At 41.7% G+C, this 21,241-nt stretch carries 18 protein-coding genes and 4 pseudogenes; 16 read left to right on the top strand and 6 right to left on the bottom strand.

All coding sequences use genetic code 11. The features are described 5' to 3' along the window. Positions 1-103: 103 nt before the first annotated feature. From FCR06_RS23090 to FCR06_RS23070, 6 genes and pseudogenes are all read left to right on the top strand, one after another. Positions 104-1,286 (top strand): annotated as a pseudogene (locus tag FCR06_RS23090) (ISAzo13 family transposase). Between the two features lie 423 nt (positions 1,287-1,709). After that, positions 1,710-2,132 (top strand): hypothetical protein, encoded by a 423-nt coding sequence (locus FCR06_RS23085; RefSeq protein ID WP_138503881.1) that lies wholly within the window; start codon positions 1,710-1,712, stop codon positions 2,130-2,132. 277 nt (positions 2,133-2,409) lie between these two features. Continuing rightward, positions 2,410-2,871, top strand: coding sequence for a hypothetical protein (locus FCR06_RS23080; RefSeq protein WP_138503879.1), 462 nt, complete (start codon positions 2,410-2,412; stop codon positions 2,869-2,871). 20 nt (positions 2,872-2,891) lie between these two features. Further along, positions 2,892-3,044, top strand: coding sequence for a hypothetical protein (locus tag FCR06_RS32925; RefSeq protein WP_189523541.1), 153 nt, complete (start codon positions 2,892-2,894; stop codon positions 3,042-3,044). 98 nt (positions 3,045-3,142) lie between these two features. Continuing rightward, positions 3,143-3,298: a hypothetical protein gene (locus tag FCR06_RS33780; protein ID WP_223280255.1), complete on the top strand. Its 156-nt coding sequence runs from the start codon at positions 3,143-3,145 to the stop codon at positions 3,296-3,298. A 133-nt stretch (positions 3,299-3,431) separates the two neighbouring features. Continuing rightward, on the top strand, positions 3,432-3,824 hold the full coding sequence (locus tag FCR06_RS23070) for an MAPEG family protein (protein WP_138503875.1): 393 nt from the start codon (positions 3,432-3,434) through the stop codon (positions 3,822-3,824). Here FCR06_RS23070 and FCR06_RS34385 read toward each other — a convergent pair. Beyond that, positions 3,810-3,944, bottom strand: coding sequence for a hypothetical protein (locus FCR06_RS34385; protein WP_262984706.1), 135 nt, complete (start codon positions 3,942-3,944; stop codon positions 3,810-3,812). The two genes, FCR06_RS23070 and FCR06_RS34385, sit on opposite strands and share 15 nt — an antisense overlap. 59 nt (positions 3,945-4,003) lie before the next feature. Between FCR06_RS34385 and arfB the strand changes: the two genes are divergently transcribed. From arfB to FCR06_RS23050, 4 genes are all read left to right on the top strand, one after another. After that, a complete protein-coding gene (arfB, locus tag FCR06_RS23065; protein ID WP_138503873.1) occupies positions 4,004-4,417 on the top strand; it encodes an alternative ribosome rescue aminoacyl-tRNA hydrolase ArfB in 414 nt (137 codons plus the stop codon). A gap of 127 nt (positions 4,418-4,544) precedes the next feature. Continuing rightward, entirely contained in the window at positions 4,545-5,060 is a 516-nt protein-coding gene (locus tag FCR06_RS23060; RefSeq protein ID WP_138503871.1) for a hypothetical protein, read from the top strand. Between the two features lie 58 nt (positions 5,061-5,118). After that, positions 5,119-5,964 carry a tyrosine-type recombinase/integrase gene (locus FCR06_RS23055; protein WP_138503869.1) on the top strand — a complete coding sequence of 282 codons (846 nt, stop codon included), beginning with the start codon at positions 5,119-5,121 and terminating at the stop codon, positions 5,962-5,964. Between the two features lie 12 nt (positions 5,965-5,976). Continuing rightward, positions 5,977-6,180: a hypothetical protein gene (locus tag FCR06_RS23050; protein WP_138503867.1), complete on the top strand. Its 204-nt coding sequence runs from the start codon at positions 5,977-5,979 to the stop codon at positions 6,178-6,180. 364 nt (positions 6,181-6,544) lie between these two features. Here the strand turns inward: FCR06_RS23050 and FCR06_RS23045 are convergent, their stop codons facing one another. Next, positions 6,545-7,099 (bottom strand): DUF4232 domain-containing protein, encoded by a 555-nt coding sequence (locus FCR06_RS23045; RefSeq protein WP_138503865.1) that lies wholly within the window; start codon positions 7,097-7,099, stop codon positions 6,545-6,547. 195 nt (positions 7,100-7,294) lie between these two features. On the opposite strand from FCR06_RS23045, the gene FCR06_RS23040 reads away from it, so the two are divergent. Next, positions 7,295-8,332, top strand: coding sequence for a peptidoglycan-binding domain-containing protein (locus FCR06_RS23040; protein WP_138503864.1), 1,038 nt, complete (start codon positions 7,295-7,297; stop codon positions 8,330-8,332). 173 nt (positions 8,333-8,505) lie between these two features. On the opposite strand, the pseudogene FCR06_RS23035 reads toward FCR06_RS23040, so the two are convergent. The 3 genes and pseudogenes from FCR06_RS23035 to FCR06_RS23020 all read right to left on the bottom strand — a co-directional run bounded on the left by FCR06_RS23035 (position 8,506) and on the right by FCR06_RS23020 (position 13,542). Then, positions 8,506-9,052: pseudogene (locus tag FCR06_RS23035) on the bottom strand (hypothetical protein). 212 nt (positions 9,053-9,264) lie between these two features. Then, complete coding sequence (locus FCR06_RS23030; RefSeq protein ID WP_223280254.1) at positions 9,265-12,663, bottom strand: type 2 lanthipeptide synthetase LanM family protein; 3,399 nt, start codon at positions 12,661-12,663, stop codon at positions 9,265-9,267. 576 nt (positions 12,664-13,239) lie between these two features. Next, a complete protein-coding gene (locus FCR06_RS23020; RefSeq protein WP_138503859.1) occupies positions 13,240-13,542 on the bottom strand; it encodes a Nif11-like leader peptide family natural product precursor in 303 nt (100 codons plus the stop codon). A 534-nt stretch (positions 13,543-14,076) separates the two neighbouring features. Between FCR06_RS23020 and FCR06_RS23015 the strand changes: the two genes are divergently transcribed. From FCR06_RS23015 to FCR06_RS23000, 5 genes and pseudogenes are all read left to right on the top strand, one after another. Then, positions 14,077-15,531: an NHLP bacteriocin system secretion protein gene (locus tag FCR06_RS23015; protein WP_138503857.1), complete on the top strand. Its 1,455-nt coding sequence runs from the start codon at positions 14,077-14,079 to the stop codon at positions 15,529-15,531. A gap of 155 nt (positions 15,532-15,686) precedes the next feature. Next, complete coding sequence (locus tag FCR06_RS23010; RefSeq protein ID WP_138503855.1) at positions 15,687-17,903, top strand: NHLP family bacteriocin export ABC transporter peptidase/permease/ATPase subunit; 2,217 nt, start codon at positions 15,687-15,689, stop codon at positions 17,901-17,903. Positions 17,904-17,983: 80 nt separating this feature from the next. Then, positions 17,984-18,432 (top strand): annotated as a pseudogene (locus FCR06_RS34885) (IS1 family transposase); the annotation flags it as partial. A gap of 111 nt (positions 18,433-18,543) precedes the next feature. Further along, positions 18,544-18,825: pseudogene (locus tag FCR06_RS34880) on the top strand (IS1 family transposase); the annotation flags it as partial. A 344-nt stretch (positions 18,826-19,169) separates the two neighbouring features. Continuing rightward, entirely contained in the window at positions 19,170-19,634 is a 465-nt protein-coding gene (locus FCR06_RS23000) for a CYTH domain-containing protein (protein WP_138503853.1), read from the top strand. Between the two features lie 573 nt (positions 19,635-20,207). Here the strand turns inward: FCR06_RS23000 and FCR06_RS22995 are convergent. Continuing rightward, on the bottom strand, positions 20,208-21,125 hold the full coding sequence (locus FCR06_RS22995; protein ID WP_138503851.1) for a TauD/TfdA dioxygenase family protein: 918 nt from the start codon (positions 21,123-21,125) through the stop codon (positions 20,208-20,210). Between the last annotated feature and the right edge of the window lie 116 nt (positions 21,126-21,241).

The raw sequence follows: 21,241 nt of genomic DNA, 5'->3' as shown, positions 1-21,241 counted from the left end.
CAGCCCTTCGCCCCCCTTTTGTAGTAATTTGGATCATGAGGCTTGTTTCTGAGTCTGGCAAAAGGTGCCTGTGTCTATAGTATTAACTGATTCCTAGAAAAAGTTGTTAATTGAAACTGCATTTCAACTAAAAGGTGCAGCTAAACGTAAATTTATGGCACAGACAGTTGTGAAATTAGGTTTTGGAGGGCAAAGGTTAGCACATAGAGAATTGGCATGGAATCGAGACACGATTCGTAAAGGAATAAAAGAATTAACAACTGGTATTACTTGTGTTGATAATTATTCAGGTAAAGGACGTTATAAAGCAGAAGTACATTTATCCAATCTTTTAAAAGACATAAAAAATTTAGTCGATTCTCAAAGCCAGACTGACCCGAGTTTTAAAAGTAGAAGATTGTATACTCGATTGAGTGCTGTCGAAGTGAGAAAGCAACTCATAGACAAGTACGGTTATAGTGATGAGTTTTACCTAGTTCCGAAACGATTCGAGTCAAATTAAATGATTTAGGTTACACCACTAGACGAGTGAAGAAAGTTTTACCTCAAAAAAAATCCCAGAAACCGAAGCAATCTTTGAGGAATTAGAAATTGTTAATCAAAATGCTGACTCTGACCCAAGTATTTTACGCTGAAGTCTAGATGCCAAGGCTCGTGTAAACATTGGCGCATTTGATCGAGGTGGTAGAAATAGAGTCAAAACAGAAACTTTTGACCACGATTTTCACCCGAAAACCAGTGTAACTCCTTATGGTATATTTATTGCCGAACTTGATGAGCTTTTTTTATATTTCACAGAATCGAAAGTAACGAGTGATTTTATTATTGATATATTAGAGGATTTTTGGTTAACCGAAAAACATCGTTTTTCTCAAGTTCAAACATTAGTTCTTAATCAAGATAACGGGCCAGAGAATAACTCTCGGCGTACTCAGTTCATGAAACGTATAGTTGAATTTGCTCAAAAGCATCAACTGAATATACGTTTAGCTTACTATAGCAAATATAACCCAATTGAAAGAACATGGGCAGTATTAGAAAATCATTGGAATGGCAGCATTTTAGATGAAGTAGAGACAGCTTTAAATTTTGCTATGACTATGAAATGGAAAGATAAACATCCTGTGGTTAAATTAGTGAATGAAATCTATGAGACTGGGGTAAAGTTAACAAAAAAAGCTATGTCTCAAATTGAAAAACGAATCGAACGCTTAACTAATTCTACCCATGCAATTTATCCGAACTTGGGTAATTGGTTTATTGATATCTGTTGTAGTCAAACTTAAATATTTACTTTCGGTAAAAGCAATTATCAAATTTTAAGCTATATTAAATCATCACCATTTTCCCCTTTCCAAAACAATAGGTGAATAGATAATATTATTTATGACTAATTGAGTGGGAGAAAGGGGTTGCCGGTGGCAACCCCTTTCTCCCACTCATAATGATTATCATTCTTAGAAAGATACTGTCTTTTATTTTTTTGGCATAATTTATTCTCTGGAAGTCCCTTACCTGTATGACGTTACTTATGAAAATCAGTATCAAGCAATCAAACAGTTAGCGAGAAATTTTTTAGCCTAGCTAAAAGTCAATTCATAGAAAAACTTCATAATAAATCCCGCCAAAAATTTCCGTAACTTCCCTCTAAACTACTGTAGCTTCACTTAGGAACATAGTGACAATACCAAATTTAAACTGTCAATTATATGTTGAAAAATTCTTTGGTGCTTGCCCTGTCTAGTACATCTTTAGCTACCGCTTTAATTAGTCCTGCTCTAGCTGCACCTGCTGACTTTATTGGTACTTGGGTCAATACTAATTCAAATACAAGTGGTGTTACTCGTTTAGTGATCACTTCAGCAGGTGGCAATAAATTAAACATTGAAGCATTTGGTAAATGCCATCCTACTGACTGCAAATGGGGGAAAACCAGCCTAATAACCTATAGCAGTAATGTACAAAACCCAAACACCCGCTATGGGACTGCTAGCTACAATCCAGAATTTGCTCAAACTCTTCTGACTTTGGATCTTAAAGGTAGAAATGCACTCTCTTTACAAAGCTTCACCGAATTTACAGATAATAGTGGACGGCAAAACTATTCTTCAATCGAAAGCTTTAAACGTTAAAGCTCTCAAGGTAAGTATATAAATAGCCCAAATTTCTTACTTGTGAGAAATTCCGTTTAGTAGTTTATTAAAGGGACTTAACGGCAAAAGTCAGAACCTGGGTTCAAGTGAACGCGAGTAGTGTCTTGTAGAGACGAAATCGACTTTTGGAGCGTTCGCTGTTGTAATTTCTCGGTGGATGATGGGCAGATTGCATAAAATTTTCAACACCAAACTATAAGTCAATGTATTGGTGTTTATCTCAAATTATTTGCCATCAAGGCAGGAAAAACACGCAATGTACATTCACAAACTTTCTGCATCTTTATTTTCGACGACTACCTTGTTAACTGGAACTACTTTGGCCGTCGTGCTTAGTTCTACTTCTCTAACACTCATGTTTAGTCATTCTGCTCAAGCGCAAGGACTACCTTATGGGCCAGATACTTGTCGTCAAGGCTATGTTTGGCGCGAAGCCGTTCCTAATGACCATGTTTGCGTCACACCACGAACCCGTTCTCAAGCTGCAAAAGACAATAGTCAAGTTGCTAATCGTATTCAGCCTGGTGGAGGCCCCTATGGTTCTTTCACTTGTCGTCAAGGCTACGTTTGGCGCGAAGCCGTTCCTAATGACTATGTTTGTGTCACACCACAAACCCGTTCTCAAGTTGCAAAAGACAATAAACAAGCCAATAATCGCCGAGCTTCAAGTGGTGTGACCATTGATTATGGAACCCAACTCAATCCAGTTCACGAATAATTTCATGGGCGATCTGGTAAATGCACTGCCACAGAACAGCGATCGCTTGCTTCAAAGCAGTACACTGGTACTATGAAAATTCCCCAGTGCCTATCACTGCCAGTTCTACTCCCATGACCCCCACATCATCTGTGCCATACATCCGGCTGGGGTTAACGGTAACACTTGCATAGACTTCCGACTTGACCCTAACGCTCAAGCAGAGGAGCTATGGCAATCGGAGGGGGCCAGTTATTACAACGGTGAATTAATACTGCAACCACAGCAGCAATTGACGCAACTGCAACAGCTAGAACTGCTAGATACCCATCCTATGTTTACTGGCAAGTGTCCCCAGTGTGGATATGAGTTTGACCGCTACTGGACGGCGCGGGTGCATTGGGATTGTCAAAACTCAGAGTGCGGTTGGATGGATGATACTGTATAGGGCGATGCCTACGGCGGTAAACTACGCTGTTTTTCCTCTAAGAAAATTCTTGTGAGCGATGCCTGCGGCGGTAAACTACGCTTAATTATGAACCCAAAGAACTATACTTTTTTGGTACTTGAGGATGCAAGATATGTTGCCCTGGACTAGTCTTATAACTGCTCTGACACTGCTGCTGTACTTGGTCATCACAATTAATGTTGGTCGAGCCAGAGCCAAATATGAAGTACCACCTCCTCAAATGACAGGAGATCCCTGCTTTGAACGAGCGCTACGCGTTCAGCAAAATACAAGCGAGCAAATGGTTTTCTTCTTGGCTGCTTTATGGTTATTTTCTTTCTACGTCAGCCCATTGTGGGGGGCGCTTGTTGGTGCTATCTGGCTTGTGGGTCGAATTGCCTACGCTTGGGGATACTATCAGGCTGCCTCCAAGCGGATGATTGGCTTTGTCATCAGTTCTTTTAGCAGTATAGTGCTAGTTTTGGGTTCGCTCGTTGGCATCATCCTGTCTTTAGTGCAGCCATAAATTATTTGCAATGATTTGGCGATATCTACGATAAGCTTTGCTAACGCTTCCGGCGATCGCTCTATTGCTCAAATTTCCTCTAAGAAAAATAGGGGAGCGATCGCTAAGCGCGTCTGTCACGAAGGAGCAATTTTCTTAGAGGACAGGTGCGCTCGCACTGAGTAAGCTATATATAAGTTATGCTGCAAATTTCTCATAAAATTATCATCCCCGATAGCGAACTCGAAATTAGTGCGATTCGTTCTCAAGGTGCAGGGGGTCAAAATGTCAATAAAGTTGCTACTGCCATCCATTTGCGTTTTGATATTGAAGCTTCATCACTACCCGCTTTCTATAAAGAACAGCTTTTGAAGCTAAACGACCGACGCATTACCCAAGAGGGAGTTATTGTCATCAAGGCTCAAGAACACCGCACTCAAGAGAAAAACCGCGAAGAAGCAATGCATAGACTCAAGCAACTCATACTTAACGCAGTTGTATTGCCCCAAATACGCAAACCCACCAAACCAACTCGCAGTTCTCAAAAAAAACGTCTTGACAGTAAAACTAAGCGAGGACAAATTAAGTCTGCCAGAAGGCAAGTCATTGATTAAAATGCGATGCCTGCGGTTCAAAAAGCCTACGCTCTATTGCTCAAGTTTCCTCTCTACGAGACGCGCTTACGCGAATGCTTGAAAGCACGGTAAACTGTCTATACCTGCGTATATAAACAGTGTAGAAATGGCAGACCGGGAATCAATCAACTTCAAACTGCCTAAGCCTTTAGCCGAAGCACTTAGAGCCGCAGCCAAAGAGCGCAACACCACCGCCACCAATTTAGTTATTCAAGGACTCCATCACGTCCTGGGTGCTGTGAATGGTGTAGAAACTGATGTAGAAACTCGTCTACACCAAATAGAAAGCAGTTTGGAAGAGAAGTTTGAAGCGAAACTAGAAGCTATAACTACCAGACTTGCTCAATTAGAAGGGGCAATGATGATGCTGCAACGCAACCAAAACACAGCACGAAAGCCCAGGTCTGCATACTCAAACTATCATTCGGGGCAAAGTCCCCAACTGAAGCCGCATAAAGAGGAAGATTTGGCTTGGAGGCTTGGTACAAGTGCTGACAATTTACGCTCTAAGCAACAAAGCCTCAATGCTCAAGATTTTGTGAGGTGGTGTCAAGACCGTGACCCTAGTAAGGTAGCTTGGCAGTACGACTCCAAAGATGGGCTTTACCATCCCGTGAAATAATCTCAACTGTCCCCTAACTTGGGGTTTAATGAAAGAGCATTCAACATAAGAATAGGCAATGTTGAATAGTTCCTCTACCCTCACTAACGCTGAACTCACTGACCTTTGGCTACACGGCAAGAGCAAAAACACCGTTGATGGCTACCGCCGTCATGCCGAGCGGTTTTTTTCTCATGCCAATAAGCCCCTCTCGGATTGCACCCTCATGGATATTCAACTGTGGGTGATGACACTAAGTAGTTCTGATAATTCTAAGCGGGTGGCTGTGGGGGCAGTAAAAAGCTTGTTTTCCTTTGCTAAACAGCTTGGGGTAATATCAGCTAACTTAGGAGTATTAGTCAAGTCACCCAAGGCAAAGAACCGATTGGCAGAGCGAATTTTAACTCAAGAGGAAGTGCATTTACTGATAAATTCCACTACTAATGGACGCGATCGCACTATCATCCGTTTACTTTATTTTGCAGGTTTGCGGGTAAGTGAATTGTGCGGCTTAAAGTGGCGCGACCTTAAAAGTCGTGGCGATGGTGGACAAATTACAGTATTCGGTAAGGGCGAGAAAACTAGAACTGTATTAGTGGGTGCTGGCATTTGGCGGGACATTATCTCTTTAAAGGGTAACGGGAGTAAAGATGACCCTGCGTTTGTTTCAGCTAAGGGGGGTCATCTTTGTCGGTCGATGGTATTTCATATAGTGCGAAATGCTGCCAAACGTGCTGACATTGAAGCTAATGTATCACCCCACTGGCTCAGACACAGCCACGCTTCCCATAGTTTAGATAGAGGAGCGCCGATACACCTGTTGCAAAAAACATTGGGGCATAGTTCGGTAGCGATTACTGAGATGTACTTACACGCTAGGCCGACTGATAGCAGCGCTTTATATTTGCCAGATGATGATGAGTAGGAGTCAGAGGTGATGTCAGATTCAATTGAGTGTCAACCACCATGTCAGACTATCTGCAATGATTGTGCTTTCCATGCCTTAATAGAAGGAGCCATAGAGTGCATTCACCCTGACGAATTTGGAGTGAATTGTTCTAGCGTCATTTTCTGCAATTCATTTGAGCCAGCACTCATAATTGACAGTCCTTGCGTGACATACGGCAATGATGAAGAATAACGTCAAAGCCTCAGCAATAGCGAACGCGAGTAGTATCTTGTAGAGAAGCTAAACCGAGTCTTCTCCCATTCGTGAGACGCAATCATGCCAACGAGCGTCACAGCCCGCTTTTTGCATTGCCTCAAAACCAAAAAACCCAGGTATGAGACTTGGGCTTTTGATGGGGTTATATTCCCCAAGGGCTATTTATAGAAGTTATTTATAAGTCGCTTTTCTTTCTTAGGACTACACCGCCTAGATTGAAAGTTCCAGAAAATTAGAACTTTTTCAAAGAGGATTCAGGGCGATCGCTCCCCCAATTCAAAGAGGATGAATTATTTTTGAAATAGAGTTGATAGCTGCTGATGGATTAGAAATACCAGTATTAGTTCTGGATAATGCCAGCCTCTACAGGGGTAACAGAAATTTCTCGGCAAGGGCTGAGATGTTCAGTAAGGGAGAAGTGGTCGTGGGTATTGGGGGGCGTAATTTCAACCTTGGCTGACTCTGAGCAGGATTGGCCATCGGAGCTGATGTGGTTGTAGACAACTTCAAATGAGGCTTGAGCGCCGGGAGCTAGAGTTAATTGATGCCGTTGAGCATGATGCAGGTAATTCCTCTGTTCCCAGGTGGTCTTGACCCCTTGAAGTGGCTGACCCTTGGCATCTAGCGGCACAAACCCAGGATAGCCGTATAGAGTGCAGGGCGATGACGAAATATTAGTGAAGGCGTAGCTCACCCCGATATGACCCATAGCAGCGTCAGAATTCACTCGGTGAACCGATAACTGACTGATTTTGCACTGGTTCAGATTTGAGACGATACTCGGTTGAGGGCTGGATTGAGCAGTAGTCGCACCGCCAGTCACCAGGGTGGTGATGGCCAAGAGCGCACAGACGACAGATGCGCGTGTTGAGTGACAAAAACTATTTAATGTCATATTACTTCTGTATTCTTTTTAATTAGCAACTATACCTGTTGAGACTGTACTGACTTAATGAAAGTTCTGTTTGAGCTTGGAAAAGAGATTCAAAGTTAACAGAGTCAGCAGTCCGTTTCATCGTCACTGGAGTTACTAACTACTACCTTGAGGGGGCAAAAATCCGGAATTACCTACAAAGGAATTGATGTTTACATGAGAACTCTTACTCAAGAGCTAAGTGAACACATGAATAATCTAGAAAAGCCAAAACCTAGCGATCGCCCAGTCCTAAAACAAGACAGCAACAGCGAGTGGACTGTATTTCTTCAAGATGCGTTAAATGGCTGCGGCTATGGCCCATTAGACCTTGATGGAGATTTTGGCCCTCTTACATTGGCACAAGTCAATCGATTTCAGCAAAATCTCGGTTTGACAGGAAATGGTATTGTTGATGCAAGTACGTGGACTGCCCTGGATAATCATCAAAAATTATTTGGATGGCAAGCTGAGTGGCCAGGTTCATTGAGTTTAACTGGAATCGCTGGTGTTGACACCTTGGATAAGGTAGACTCATCTACCATGATTCAAGAAGCCGCCAAACTCATGGGGGCATCTCCCCGTTTTTGGGGGCGGTATTTCCAAGGTAATACAAATTGGGGAGAATACCTTCATAAGTTTGAAAATAAACCATTACATGATGCGATCGTTCGAGTATTACCAATTTCTAGACAAACCAATAAAGTCGATGGTACATACCTTGATGGAATGGATATAGGCACTAGCCATGCAAAAGACGTTTTAGACACTTTCGACGAAGATTACCTTGCTTCACAGGGGGATGGTTTTTATTTCTTCTTAGATGTTGAGGGGATAGATAGTCAGCCCTCGTTGTCCAAAGAGTTTTACCTGGGTTGGTCAAACGCTGTTGTCAACGCCAGTAGTAAGGTGAAATTACTTCCTTGTGTTTATACAAGTGCTAAACAAGACCCGACTTCAAAACAAAATCTTAGTGCAGCAATGAAACAAGGTGCCCAATGTCATGGTTTATGGGTCGCTATTTATGACAATCAACCGCAAATTAGCCCTTGGAACCGAGAGAAAGCGAAATCTGCAACCGCAGTTCCTTGTAAGGTTTTGCTGCGTCAGTATATTGGAGACATAAATGGTGGTACTTATGATTTCAACCAAATTAATCCGTTTCTAGATAATCCGGAGTTATTTCTTCAGCGACTTATTTTACCTCCGTCGTAACGAAGATATTGCTGAAGAAATAGAGTGAGCGCTAATGATAAAGCCTTCAGTGATTTACTGAGGGCTTTCTATCATTTCCAGTAAACCCATTTCCAAGATGTGAGTTACGCAAAGATACCAATATATCCCTCTTGTGTCACTTTCCGGAGAAAGTAAGTAGTTCAGGAGCTAAATCATCCAGAAACATAACAGGGTTTAAATTGATTCATAGCAGTAATTAAATGATTGAATCCCACTAATAACTGTGAATTAGGAAAAATATCGAGCCAGGGATAAATCAACTAAAATAGTAAGAGTGGTTGGACAATTAGACGCAGATTATTTAAAACATTCTTCCATCCACATTCATGATTCCATTGTTGATGATTAGAAAAAGCAATATAGCTAGTTCTTTGCCCCTCAGTCTCAATTTGACGAGATTGATTTAAGGCTAACAAAGCTGGAGAATTCAAACAATCATCGTGTAAACACAAAAAATAATCTCCCACCACCTCTCAATGTAATGACTGGGCTGAGTTTATACTTACCACCTTCGCTATTTCTGGTAACGATTTTCTTTTTATCGTTGATATTATCCCCAAATGTAAATATTTAAAGCACTCATAATTTCTTACCTCTTTGAACAGGTCTTTATACTCTGTACAATATTCATCAATCATGGCAACTGTTGGGTGAGCATAAGAAAGCCAAATGTTTGAGAATTTCTAATTCTACATCCATTGCCCTGCCTACCTGAAGAGAGTTTTTTCTTTTAATCCTTTTATTCAGAATACTCGGAAAGTCACACAAGAGGGATAAATCATTGCAAAACTGGAACATCCCAGAATTTTAGATAGTGGAGTAATAATCTACGAATGAAACCAGTTCGTTTGTCACTTAAAAATCTTTGCGACAGAACCCCCAATCTGAGAATTTTTGCGATACAACCACATTTACTCCCATAGCAGCACCGAAGGTACAGTTTCTGGGTGAGCTAAACGCAGTAATTGATAACCAATGCCAGCGGTTCCTTGGAAGAAATTAGGACTGAAGACATGGCCGGGCAAGTTGGCAAATAATTGATATGTACCCGTTTGTGCTGCTCTTGCCACCACCCAAGCAGCTTGTTGTTGAGCAGCCTTTTGTAACTGGGGGCGCGATAATTTTTGAGCAGCCACTAACAACACTTCTATCCGACCAAAGTTACCGCAACAGATATGGTCAACACCCTGCCAGCTAAACTTTTGGGTAGTCTGCAATGCTACTTCCAAATCTTGAGCGATTTCCTTGGTCTGTAAAATTGACAAACCGCCCAACCGAGCCAAGCCGATTCCAGGAGCACCATGACACCAACTGACCACAAAGCCAGGTTGATTATTTAGTGCAGTAACAGAACGAAAGTCGGGCCAGTTGTGGACTACTGTAGAGAAGACATGACGTTCATAAGCGATCGCCTCAGCAGCTGCCTCTAAATATACTTGATTATGTGTCACTGCATATAGCCGTAGCAGAGCATAGGCAATGCCCGCCGCCCCATGAGAAAAACCTGTTAACGGCTGAGATGTCATCGAGTTTCTCCAAGCTCTGGGAGCACCATCAACGCTGATGCGATGATCGAGCAAATGCTGAGCGCAGGCTAACGCTTGCTCTAAAACTGCTGGCGCACCTGTCTCACCATAAAGTGCCAAAAGCCCTAAAATTGCTCCTGCTGACCCAAGCATTACGTCATACTGTTGGTCAGCAGCGATTAGTTCAGGGGTAATTAGATTAGCAGATCCGTGGGCATCTTCTAAAAGTTTTGCCTCCTGAAGACACTTGCTGATTTTGACAAGAGCATAGATGAGCGAACCCAAACCCGTAGCGCCACCAATTCCCATCTCTCTAGCAAATCTTTGCACTAATCCCCGATCGGATGTCTGCAATATTTGTCTCAGGGAGTGTAATGCTCCCAAAGCTAAGTCACGGTAATGGCTGCTACCGCTGACATAATCCAACATTGCTAGAAATAGAGCAATGCCGCATTTGCCATCATAAAGATTTAAACTTAGGCTCTGTAGTTGAAAACATTCAGCAGTGGGAACAAAGCCTAAACCAACCCAACTGACACTCCCATCAGATGCCCAAATCGCCTGCTCCTGAATTTCCTGGGCGATGGCTTGCGACTTCTCAAGCAAATGTTCACTGCTCAAAAGACTAATTTGAGATACATCGGCATCTTTGAGCGTTGAAGTATCGGATTCTAACGTCTGCTGCATACCAGGAGTTTGCGCCAATTTAGCATAGAAAGCTCCCCGAATGAACGCTACTTGCTGAGTAAGATCTTTCTCATCAAGTGTTTTTAAGCGAGTCAAGACTTGACTGTAACTCGGCTCCCGGAAATACTGGTGAATGGGCGGCTCTAGCCCAAGGGGGAGGGTATCCTTGTCTGCGGAAACTCGAAAGTAAGGAACATCTAACTGCTCCATTGCCCTTAGTTCAAATTGCAAAATCGGCCAAGCATAAGGCTGGTTTTGAGCTGTGAGAAAAGCCAAACTGAGAATGTCTAATTCAATGCTCCAATCAACCCCATTCCTCAAGAATTCAGGGGCAAGGCTGTTTTGTACAACTACCCAATAAATCTTCGTACTACGGAAAACAAACCGCACTTGCTGTGCTTTAAGTGCCACTAAAGGACCAGTAGTTGCTAGTAGGGCTTGGCGCTGCTCTACCAGTAAACGATACATTTGCTCAAATCCGATCACTAATTCGTCAAGGTAGTTATTAGGCGACAGGGCTACTCCTTTCAAAATTGCCACATTTAGCTGGATAGGTGTTCTAGCTGCCTCATACCCTTGGTACATATTATCCGTATTCACAGACTTCCATCGCCACTCCAATGCAGGGAATTCATCGGAGTCAACACTACCTAGTGCGCTGATATCATAAGCAAGGCGGCGATTAGGGCTGAATTCCCAAAGGGGCAACAAACCTGTACGCAGGACTGAATCCCATATCTGTTGGTTGGCAATTGTCTCCGCTGCTGCTGTTTCCCAGGAGTCGGACATGGGTTTGACCCGAAGTTCTGTCAGCGTTTCTAGATCGATCAGCATCGGCTGTTCACCACTGGCAATTAAATTCTCAAAGTGAAAGTCTGTCCCGCCAAGAGCATTTGTTAAGCATAATAACATCCCTGCCCGCTGATAAAATCGCTGTGCCGCTGCCTCATCTGCACAGGGTAGGTGCTCTACATATTCCATCCAACCGTAATCTTGGTAATTAAGCACCTTTAGGACTTGCAACGCTAAAGGCAGCCCCTGCCGATTACACCAGTCTAAAAGCTGGTTATAAACCATTTCTAAGCCTAAGTCCCTGGGTTTGTACACCAGTTTCAATCCTGATTCAAAGGTTAGGGCAATTACGCAACGGTGTTCATTGTGGGAATCGGATAGAGCTGCCTCGATTTCTAATACTTTGCCAAGCTCAGTTGTGGGGACTAGATTGGCTAGCTGTGGCTGTTGTGAGTGAGAAAATACTTGCTGAATTTGGGGCAAATCAGTTTTGAGGCGCTGTAGAAACTCTGCTGTCGCTTCCACCCAGAAATCAATGGTTGTTGCGATTAACCTAGCCAGCACTGGATACTTCTGGAACAAAGCTAGTAAACCGTCCTGTAACAGATTTTCTACAAATGCGCTATAGTAAACTTTGCTACTAGTATTTAGTTGCTCTCCTGCAATTGCGCTCAACAAGCTGTTTCCAAGAGGGCGAGAATGAGAAAATTCAAATTCCAGGGTTTTCACGCTTAACTTTACTAGCTTCTGAAGCAGGCTACGTTCTAAATTTAGGTAAGCTTCGTCATGCAGCAATCTCAAGGGTGTCTCATCCGTGGATGATGAGCTAGAGTTTAAATGAGTAAATAATTTTTGCCGCGCCACTAACACAATAGGCAACAGCACGCCTTCAAACGGCAATGGATTTTCGGGGTCGATAGGGATGTTGCTAAAGTCTTGAAGTTTATACTCAATGGCTAAATTTGAGGTAGTTTGAATAATTGCTTTTAAGGTTTGCGTCCAAGTTGGCAGAATTTGACTATCTAAAAAACGTACTGTTCCTAGTACTGAACGTACTCTATCCAGATCCAGCCCATCCCATTCTAGCCGCTGCTGAAATTTTTCCCAGTCCCCTTGGGTAACAACCTGACACCAATGAGCTAAGCGATCGCTAGTTTGCTGTTCATTCAGTTGGGTAGTATCAACCTGAAACAATTGCTCATCGAAACGTTCAAACAGAAAACTAGCTTCAGCAGCTATCTGCGCTAAATTACATTGCATCATTGGTATAGCCATCACTTGCAAGCATTTAAAACTACGGTTCAAATTTCAAACCTACTCCAGCTTAATCATGACTTTCAATAGGGAATATCACAAGCTAACATACAGCTTTATCTAAAATTCTGAGGACGAACGGCTTTTTGGAATGAGTGACCTTAACGTGGTTTCAAAAAGACACTTTTCAACTTTATTCAGCATAGGGTAATCGCTCAATAAACTTCGTGCTTGCTACTTGAGCCTCTATCAAACAATGACTTCCAGCTTCAAAAGCGTTGACGTACTTAATCTAGCTAAACCATTTGTGAATTTTGGGAATCGGGAAACTGTTCTAGCCATCGTCATAGCCAGGGTAAGACCAACCCGGCTGACCACATTTGCGACAAATCGGGGCGAGCCATCTGAGTCGCAAAGCAGTAAATTCATTTCTTGTGTTACTTCGGCTAAATATTGCTATCAACATAAAGCCTGCGAACACCAGTTGAATACAACTTAGTACTAAAGGTGCTTATAAAGATTGCTCTATAAGCAGCAAAGTGTTTGAGCATCAGCTGCATCATGACTGTGTAAATAAAAGCCTTTTGAGCAAGACTTTACAAGCACCCTCTCAATTAATTACGGGTTTTAGCACATTAGACAAGTAGAACACAAACTAATTTTACTACTTGACCAATTTGAGCAGCCAACTCCGGTACCTCCCGATACCGCTTCAAGTTCTGCCGCAGATAACCGCGGAGAACCAGGACCTGTATTTTCTCTAACAACCTCTTCTACCTCTTGTCTGCTAAAGCTATAACCCTTTTGTTGTCCTAGCTCAAGCGTAGTATTTATAAAGGCTTCTGTGGTGTCTGCATTTCTAAGTTGCTGTTGTGTTGCCTCATCTGCAACCACTGCTTTGTAAAACTCCACTACGTTTTCTTTAGACATGATCCATCTCCTTTTTTATCAACTAAGAATTCAGTAGAGCTGTCAATTAACAAAAATTCAGTAGACCTATCACTTAATAACAGGATTGATTGTATAGTCAGCGAAAAAATCTGAAAGATTATGAGCGCTAATTTTACAAACAGTATTTTCTCTGTAGTGAGCAAGTCTAATAACTTATTATTGAAACTACTTACTGATGTATTCTTAAAATCAAATTAGCAGTAAATGGTCAATTGAAATCTAAAAATAAGTAAAGATAAATCTAAAAATAAGTAAAGATAAAACCTGATTTGTTAACTTAAATCCTGCTTTTATCTATACAATATTAATCTAATATCAAGCTGTATAGAAAATATCTTCTAAAATAAAATTATCATAAACTTCCTCAACCCTGAGAAAATCTGGTTTTTAGAAGAGGGCCAGAGATGAACGTCGGATTTACAGAATTGATGCGATAGAATTTGATATTTTTATACGTATTGTTTTTTAGTTTGTCTAACTCGTGTAATATTATAGCCAACTTATAATTAACTAATGTCTAACACTAACAATAGACTCTTTAGACAAAAATCCCTTGAACGGTTATCTTCTCCAGAAAAACTAGACCAACTGATGCGGGTGGTTAGCCCCAAGAGTTGGTGGTGGCTTAGTACTTTAGGCATCCTGGTAGGAGGAGTTCTAAGTTGGAGTATTTTTGGTCGTATCCCAATCTCTGTTACAGGACAAGGAGTATTAGTTTATATACGTGGAGTAACAGCGTTACAGTCAAACGCTTCAGGAACTTTAATATCTATTAAAGTGCAAAGTGGAGATTTTGTTAAAAAAGGACAAGTTATAGCGCTTATCGACCAGTCTGATCTCCAAAAACAACTTCAACAGCAAGGCCACCAACTCACAGCACTACAAGCTCAGTTTCAAACTGAAAACAAAATTCAGAATCAGCAGATGCAACTGGAGCAAACGCAACTCAAAATACAGCGACAGAGTTACCAGGCTCAACTTCAACAAAACCGAACTGTTGCGAATATCATTACTCAAAAAAATCTGCAAGCCATCCAGGATCAGCAGCAGAGCTACCAGGAACAATTACAGATGGTTCAGGCACTTGATAAGACATTCAAGCAAACTCTAGAGGTGCGTCGAAAGTTAAGTAAACAAGGGGTAATTTCACAAGACACCTTGTTGCAGGCAGAACAGCAATATATACAAAATATTGACCAAATTGCTAGCCTCAAAACTCAATTCAAACAGTTAGAAGTCCAAAAAGCTCAGATAGAGCAACAAAATTTAGAAAACGATAATAAATTTATTGACCTCAAAGCCCAATTGGTAGGGCTGGACAATCAAGAAGCAGCACTGACTTTAAAATCTAAACAATACTTTTATAGCCAACAACAACAGATTGAGAAGCTTAAACAAAATATTGCTCAGATGAAGCAACAGTTAGATGAACAAAGTCAAATCATTAGTCAGCATACAGGTACAATTTTGTCAATCGATAAAGTTGTTGGAGATCTAGTTAATTTAGGAAACAGTATAGGGACTATTAATCGAACAATCACAGACGGTTCCTATATAAGTCACGATCTACAGGCTTTAACCTATTTCACCATCAATGACGGCAAGCAAATTAAACCGGGGATGAAAGTACAGATTAGCCCTACTACAGTGAAGCGGGAGGAGTTCGGTGGAATTATTGCTAAAGTTTCCAAGGTCTCGCCTTTCCCTGTTACTTTACCACAAGTAACAGTAGCTGTTGGGAATGCAAACTTAGCACAAACTTTGATCGCTGGGGAGCGAGTGATAGAGGTCAGAACTGAACTGCAAGCCAATCCAACTAATTTCAGCGGCTATGAGTGGTCTTCGGGGAAAGGACCACAATCTAAGGTATCTGCTGGCATAACTACCACAACTTTAGTAGTATTGGAGAACCGTGCCCCAATAACATTTGTCATTCCTTTACTAAGAGACATTACAGGGCTTGAGTAGTTGCTATCCTCTAACCGATTAACTGCTTTGAAATAGGTTACAGATGAGAGATAACTCCATTAGTCCACCTTGTAAGGAGAGGGGAGAAATAAGAGATATTTCATCCCACGTTGCGTGCTCTTTGCCCATTGAGACTTAGTTATAAGGATGCCTATATGTGGAGCTTAAAAAAATTACTCAAACGTCAAGGTAAATTGGTCAAAACTCCCACTGTCCTACAGATGGAAGCAGTTGAATGTGGTGCCGCCGCTTTGGCTATTATTATGGGTTTCTACGGGCGGATAGTGCCATTAACTGAACTTCGCCAAGCCTGCGGCGTTTCTCGTGATGGCAGCAAAGCTTCCAATATGGTCACAGCTGCCATGAACTATGGCTTCAAGGCGGAGGGCTACAGGAAAGAGCTACAAGACCTCAAAGAACTTACCCCACCCTATATCGTGTTCTGGAACTTTAATCATTTTTTGGTGGTGGAAGGATTCAAAAAAGACCGAGTTTATCTGTGCGATCCTGCCACTGGCCGCCGCAGTATCTCCCTACAGGAATTTGATGATGGCTATACGGGCGTAGTGCTAATTATAGAACCAGGTCCCACCTTCCAAAAAGGCGGAAAAAAAATTAGTCTGAGATTAAGTTTGTCTCAACGGTTACAAGGGTCTTTTAGTTCACTGTTTGCCTGTTTCTTAGCAGGATTATTTCTAGCAATTCCTAGACTAGCCTTGCCAGTGTTCACCGGACAATTTATCGACCAAGTCTTAGTGCAAAATCGGGAAACTTGGCTGCTTCCTATGCTCTGGGGAATTGGGTTGACAGCAGTGCTGATTTTGTTACTCAAAGAAGTACAGTTGCGCTATCTTCGCCGCTTGAAGGTCAAACTAGAGGTGGGAATGTCAAGTCAATTTCTCTGGCACGTCTTGCGCCTGCCCCTTGGATTCTATGCACAACGTTTTGCCGGAGAAATTAGTAATCGCGTTACTCTCAATGATACAGTAGCGGATACCCTCTCAGGCAAATTAGCAACAACTACCATAGATGCTACCACAATGGTCATTTATTGCCTAGTTATGCTAACTTATTCTCCAACCCTAACTGCAATTGCAGTGTTTTTTGCTGCCATTAACTTATCAGTTTTACAGTGGGTATCCCGTCAGCGGACAGATGCTAATACGATCTTGATCCAGGATTACGGAAAAGTTGCTGGCGTGGCGATCAGTGGTCTTCAGAGTATCGAAACCATAAAAGCCTCGGGATTGGAGCCAGACTTCTTTAGTCGCTGGGCAGGTTACTACGCTAAAGCTACCAATAGTATGCAAAAACTAGGGACTACAAATCAAGCTTTGGGAGTGTTGCCTTCCTTCCTATCCAGTCTAGCAAACATGGCAGTCCTGATCATTGGTGGGATCCTAATAATTCGAGGGCATCTCAGCCTTGGCAGATTAGTGGCTTTTCAGCTACTTATGCAAACTTTCCTCCAACCTATTGATAGCTTGGTAAGCCTAGGGCAACAATTACAGGAATTAGGGGGTAATATCAATCGCCTAGATGATGTCTTAGCTAATCCAATAGATCCTCAACTGAAGAATGAATCATCTGAAGCTTCATCCATATCAAAATTACAAGGATATGTGGAGTTGCATAACATAACTTTTGGGTATAATTCTACTGAATCACCCTTGATTGCTAACTTTAGCCTCTCGATCAAACCTGTACAACGAGTGGCTTTAGTAGGTGGAAGTGGTTCTGGCAAATCCACAATTGTTAAGCTGGTTTCTGGACTTTACCAACCGTTATCAGGAGAAATTATCTTTGACGGCAAGCTCCGCTCTGAGATTCCTCGCCTTGTTCTAACTAGTTCCGTGGCGATAGTGGAACAAGAAATCTTTCTATTCTCAGGGTCAGTGCGAGATAATGTTACACTTTGGGATACTACAGTAACAGACCATGACCTAGTGCAAGCCTGTAAAGATGCTGCAATCCATGACCTCATAGTTGCAATGCCCAATGGTTACGATAGTCAACTTCTGGAAGGAGCAGTCAATCTGAGTGGAGGTCAGCGACAGCGCTTAGAAATTGCCAGGGCTTTGGTGAATAATCCCTCCATTTTGATCTTAGATGAAGCAACTAGCGCTCTTGATGCGGAAACAGAGCTAATTATTGACCAGAACCTCAAACGTCGAGGATGCACTTGCATTATCGTGGCTCACCGATTGAGCACAATTCGAGACTGTGATGAAATTATTGTTCTAGAACGAGGTAAGGTAGTGCAACGAGGAACTCATGATGAATTGTGGCAGCAAAAAGGAGCCTATTCAAAATTAATTCAGTCTGAAGGTGAGGCTATTGAGGACGCAACACATAGTCAATCTCTTGAATAAGGGGGCCTGCCGAGATACAGATACCTTGGCGAAATATTACTGGTGTTGCATAATAGAGGGATGAATTGAGGTCATCTACTGTGCAATGTCCATACTGTGAGTCTACGGAAATTAGAAAGAATGGAAAACGGAGAGGTAAACAAAATCACATCTGTAATAACTGCGAGCGCCAATTTATTGATGTGTACGATCCGCCAAAAGGATACTCAGAGAAACTTAAACAAGAATGTTTAAAAATGTATCTTAATGGTATGGGTTTTCGTGGGATTGAACGGGTTAAAGGTGTACATCATACTACTATAATTTCTTGGGTAAAACAAATAGGAGAAAAGCTGCCASACGTACCAGAAGAAGATGCTATACCAGAAGTTGGAGAACTAGATGAATTAGAGACATTTATAGGTTCAAAAAGCGAAAAGTTGCGTGCGGGGGTTCCCCCCGTTGAGCAAACTTTTCAAGACAAAACAAAATCTGGCTGTGGACAGCAGTAAATCACTTTACTCAAGGTATTTTAGCCTGGGTCTTAGGACGACAACCAGTGCGGAAACATTTGAGCCATTATGGGAAATTGTGAAACAGTGGGAAAGCTATTTTTATGTGACCGATGGCTGGAAAGTTTACCCTAGTTTTATACCCAACCAGTGCGGAAACATTTGAGCCATTATGGGAAATTGTGAAACAGTGGGAAAGCTATTTTTATGTGACCGATGGCTGGAAAGTTTACCCTAGTTTTATACCCAATGGAGATCAAATTGTGAGTAAAACATATATGACGCGAGTAGAAAATGAAAATACCCGATTACGTCATTATCTTGCACGCCTTCACAGAAAAACTTTATGCTATTCCAAATCAGAACAAATGCTGAGACACTCAATTAAATTATTACTTCATTATTTGAAGTATCAAATTGTACCTATATAAATTAATTCATCCCTATATTATGCAACGCCCACAGGGTTAGCAAACTGGGTTGCAATTACTCTGCACCTTGGAAGTCACCGCAGATATAATTTTGTGTTGAAATTACATTCCCAAAATGACAACCTGGAGTTACTTCAAGCCAAAATGAGATAGTAATTAGAGAATGAAGCTTGTTTAGGTTGGTTAAATGACCAAAAAAAAGTAAAACTTTATATACTTTCTCCAGGCGTATAAGTATTGGATAATTCTGTAACTTTGTTAGGGTAAAATGTTTTGCCTGGGTTTCTCTTTGATTTAACCGAAGTTTGGAAGTAAAAGCGACTGGGGATTAGGGATTTAGTAAAATGGCGAAAGAAATAGAGCGTAAATATTTAGCGATCGGAGATAGTTGGAGAGGATTAGCTGAAGGTAATGTCTATCGTCAAGGATACATTCCTACACAAGATAAAGCGACTGTACGTGTACGTATAGTAGGAGAAAAAGGTTATTTGACAATTAAAGGCCCTACTATTCAATATTCAAGATTAGAGTTTGAGTATCCTATTCCTATTAAAGATGCTCAACAAATGCTTGAAACATTGTGCGAACGTCCATTTATAGAAAAAATCAGATATAAGATAGAATGGGGCGATTTGATTTGGGAAATAGATGAGTTTGAAGGTGTTAACAAAGGGCTAATTATAGCAGAAGTTGAACTCAGCGATGAAAATCAACAAATCGAACTACCAACCTGGATTGGACAAGAAGTTTCTCATGATTCCAGATATTTCAACAGCAATTTAGTAAAACACCCTTTTTTACAATGGTAATTATTGAAATATTGGCTTAATACTAAATTTGCAAGAAAGTTTCTACTCTGATAGCATTCACAAAAATATTTGCAACATATGAATCATATTATATTCGGGTGAATACTTGTTATTGCAAACYGAGTGAAGCAATCGCACACACCATGTGATTGTTTGGTTCCACTTTGTTGCACTCGCTTCSGACATATSACAACTGATTAGCCRAACATGATATAGCAAGCGARTTAAAGGTTAGGACATAATATAATGACAAGCCTGGATGCTAGGAATAGTAATGTTTTACCTCCAGCAAGAACAGCATAGCTGCCTTGTCTTCGACACGCTACGCGAACTGCCTCCTGCTATATCATCTGTAGGGACGTAAGTTATACGCCCCTACTCAATAAGTAGGTCAACATTGAAAAACGTAAGATGGAATCTTTGCGATTACTTCTATTCGAGGCGCTTGGCGTAGCGTCTCATAGAGAACTGGTACGCTTGAGTGCGTTTGCTCGTAATTACATTTGACATTTAATTAGGTTGAGCTACTTATCTCTATCAAGTATTTTGTAAAATGTTTATAGTTTCTAACTTTTAAATTGCTGCAACTACCTCGCGTCGGTTGTATGCAGAAGAGTCACCCTTAATGGCTTGACTTTGTTTGCCATCAATGCCAACTGGAATATCGCCGACAATTGTTACTCGCTGAACGTGGCGGGGTTGGTCGCCGTAATCAGCGACTGCGTAATGCTGAGTAGCGCGGTTATCCCAGAATGCTACATCACCAACTTGCCAACGCCAACGAACTGTATTTTCCGGACGTGTTATGTAAGCTTGCAACAGTCGTAAAATATCATCTGATTCAGTGGTTGATAAACCACGGAACTGGCGAACAAAGCCACCAATAAATAACCCACGTTCCCCAGATTCAGGATGAACGCGTACTACTGGGTGAAGCGTCTCATATACCGTTGAGCTGAAAACAGCTCGGTAAGCTTTCACATCTTCAGGAAGGTCAAATCCAGTTGCATAATCAAAGGCGTTGCTATGTACTGCCCAGAGTTCATTTGCAATATTACGTAGATGAATTGGTAAATCCTGGTATGCAGTTACCGAGTTTGCCCAAATTGTATCGCCTCCTGTCGGCGGAATCACAAGCGATCGCAAGATAGAGCCAAGTGGAGGACGGTCTACAAATGTTACATCAGTGTGCCAACTATTAGCGCGGGAACTGGTTTTGCCGTAATTCAAATCTAAGACTTCTGGATGGTCTGGAAGTGGAGGTACAGTGGGGTGAGCGGTAGTGACTTCACCAAAGCGGCGAGCGAAAGCTACCTGTCCGTTAGCATCAAGTCGCTGTTGACCACGGAAAAAAATTACTTTGTATTGAACTAATGTTTTGCGGATATCACTGGTAATTTCGTCGCTGAGGTCAGTACTCAAATCAACATTTAAGATTTCAGCACCGATGCGTCCGGCAACTGGTTTGATGTCAAAGTATTGGGAACTCATGTATTTGTTTCTCCTGAAAAGTTATTAAAGTGAATGTGCATTAGGCATGGGGAAGATGATAGGGGGATAAGGGGATAGCAACATGGGGAAAAGAAGAATTACTTTCTCCTCACCTT

Origin of the sequence: Nostoc sp. PA-18-2419 (assembly GCF_005869855.1) — a bacterium.
GTDB lineage: Bacteria > Cyanobacteriota > Cyanobacteriia > Cyanobacteriales > Nostocaceae > Nostoc.
The sequence above is the reverse complement of the archived record's forward strand: the minus strand, read 5'-3'. Positions and strand labels throughout refer to the sequence as shown.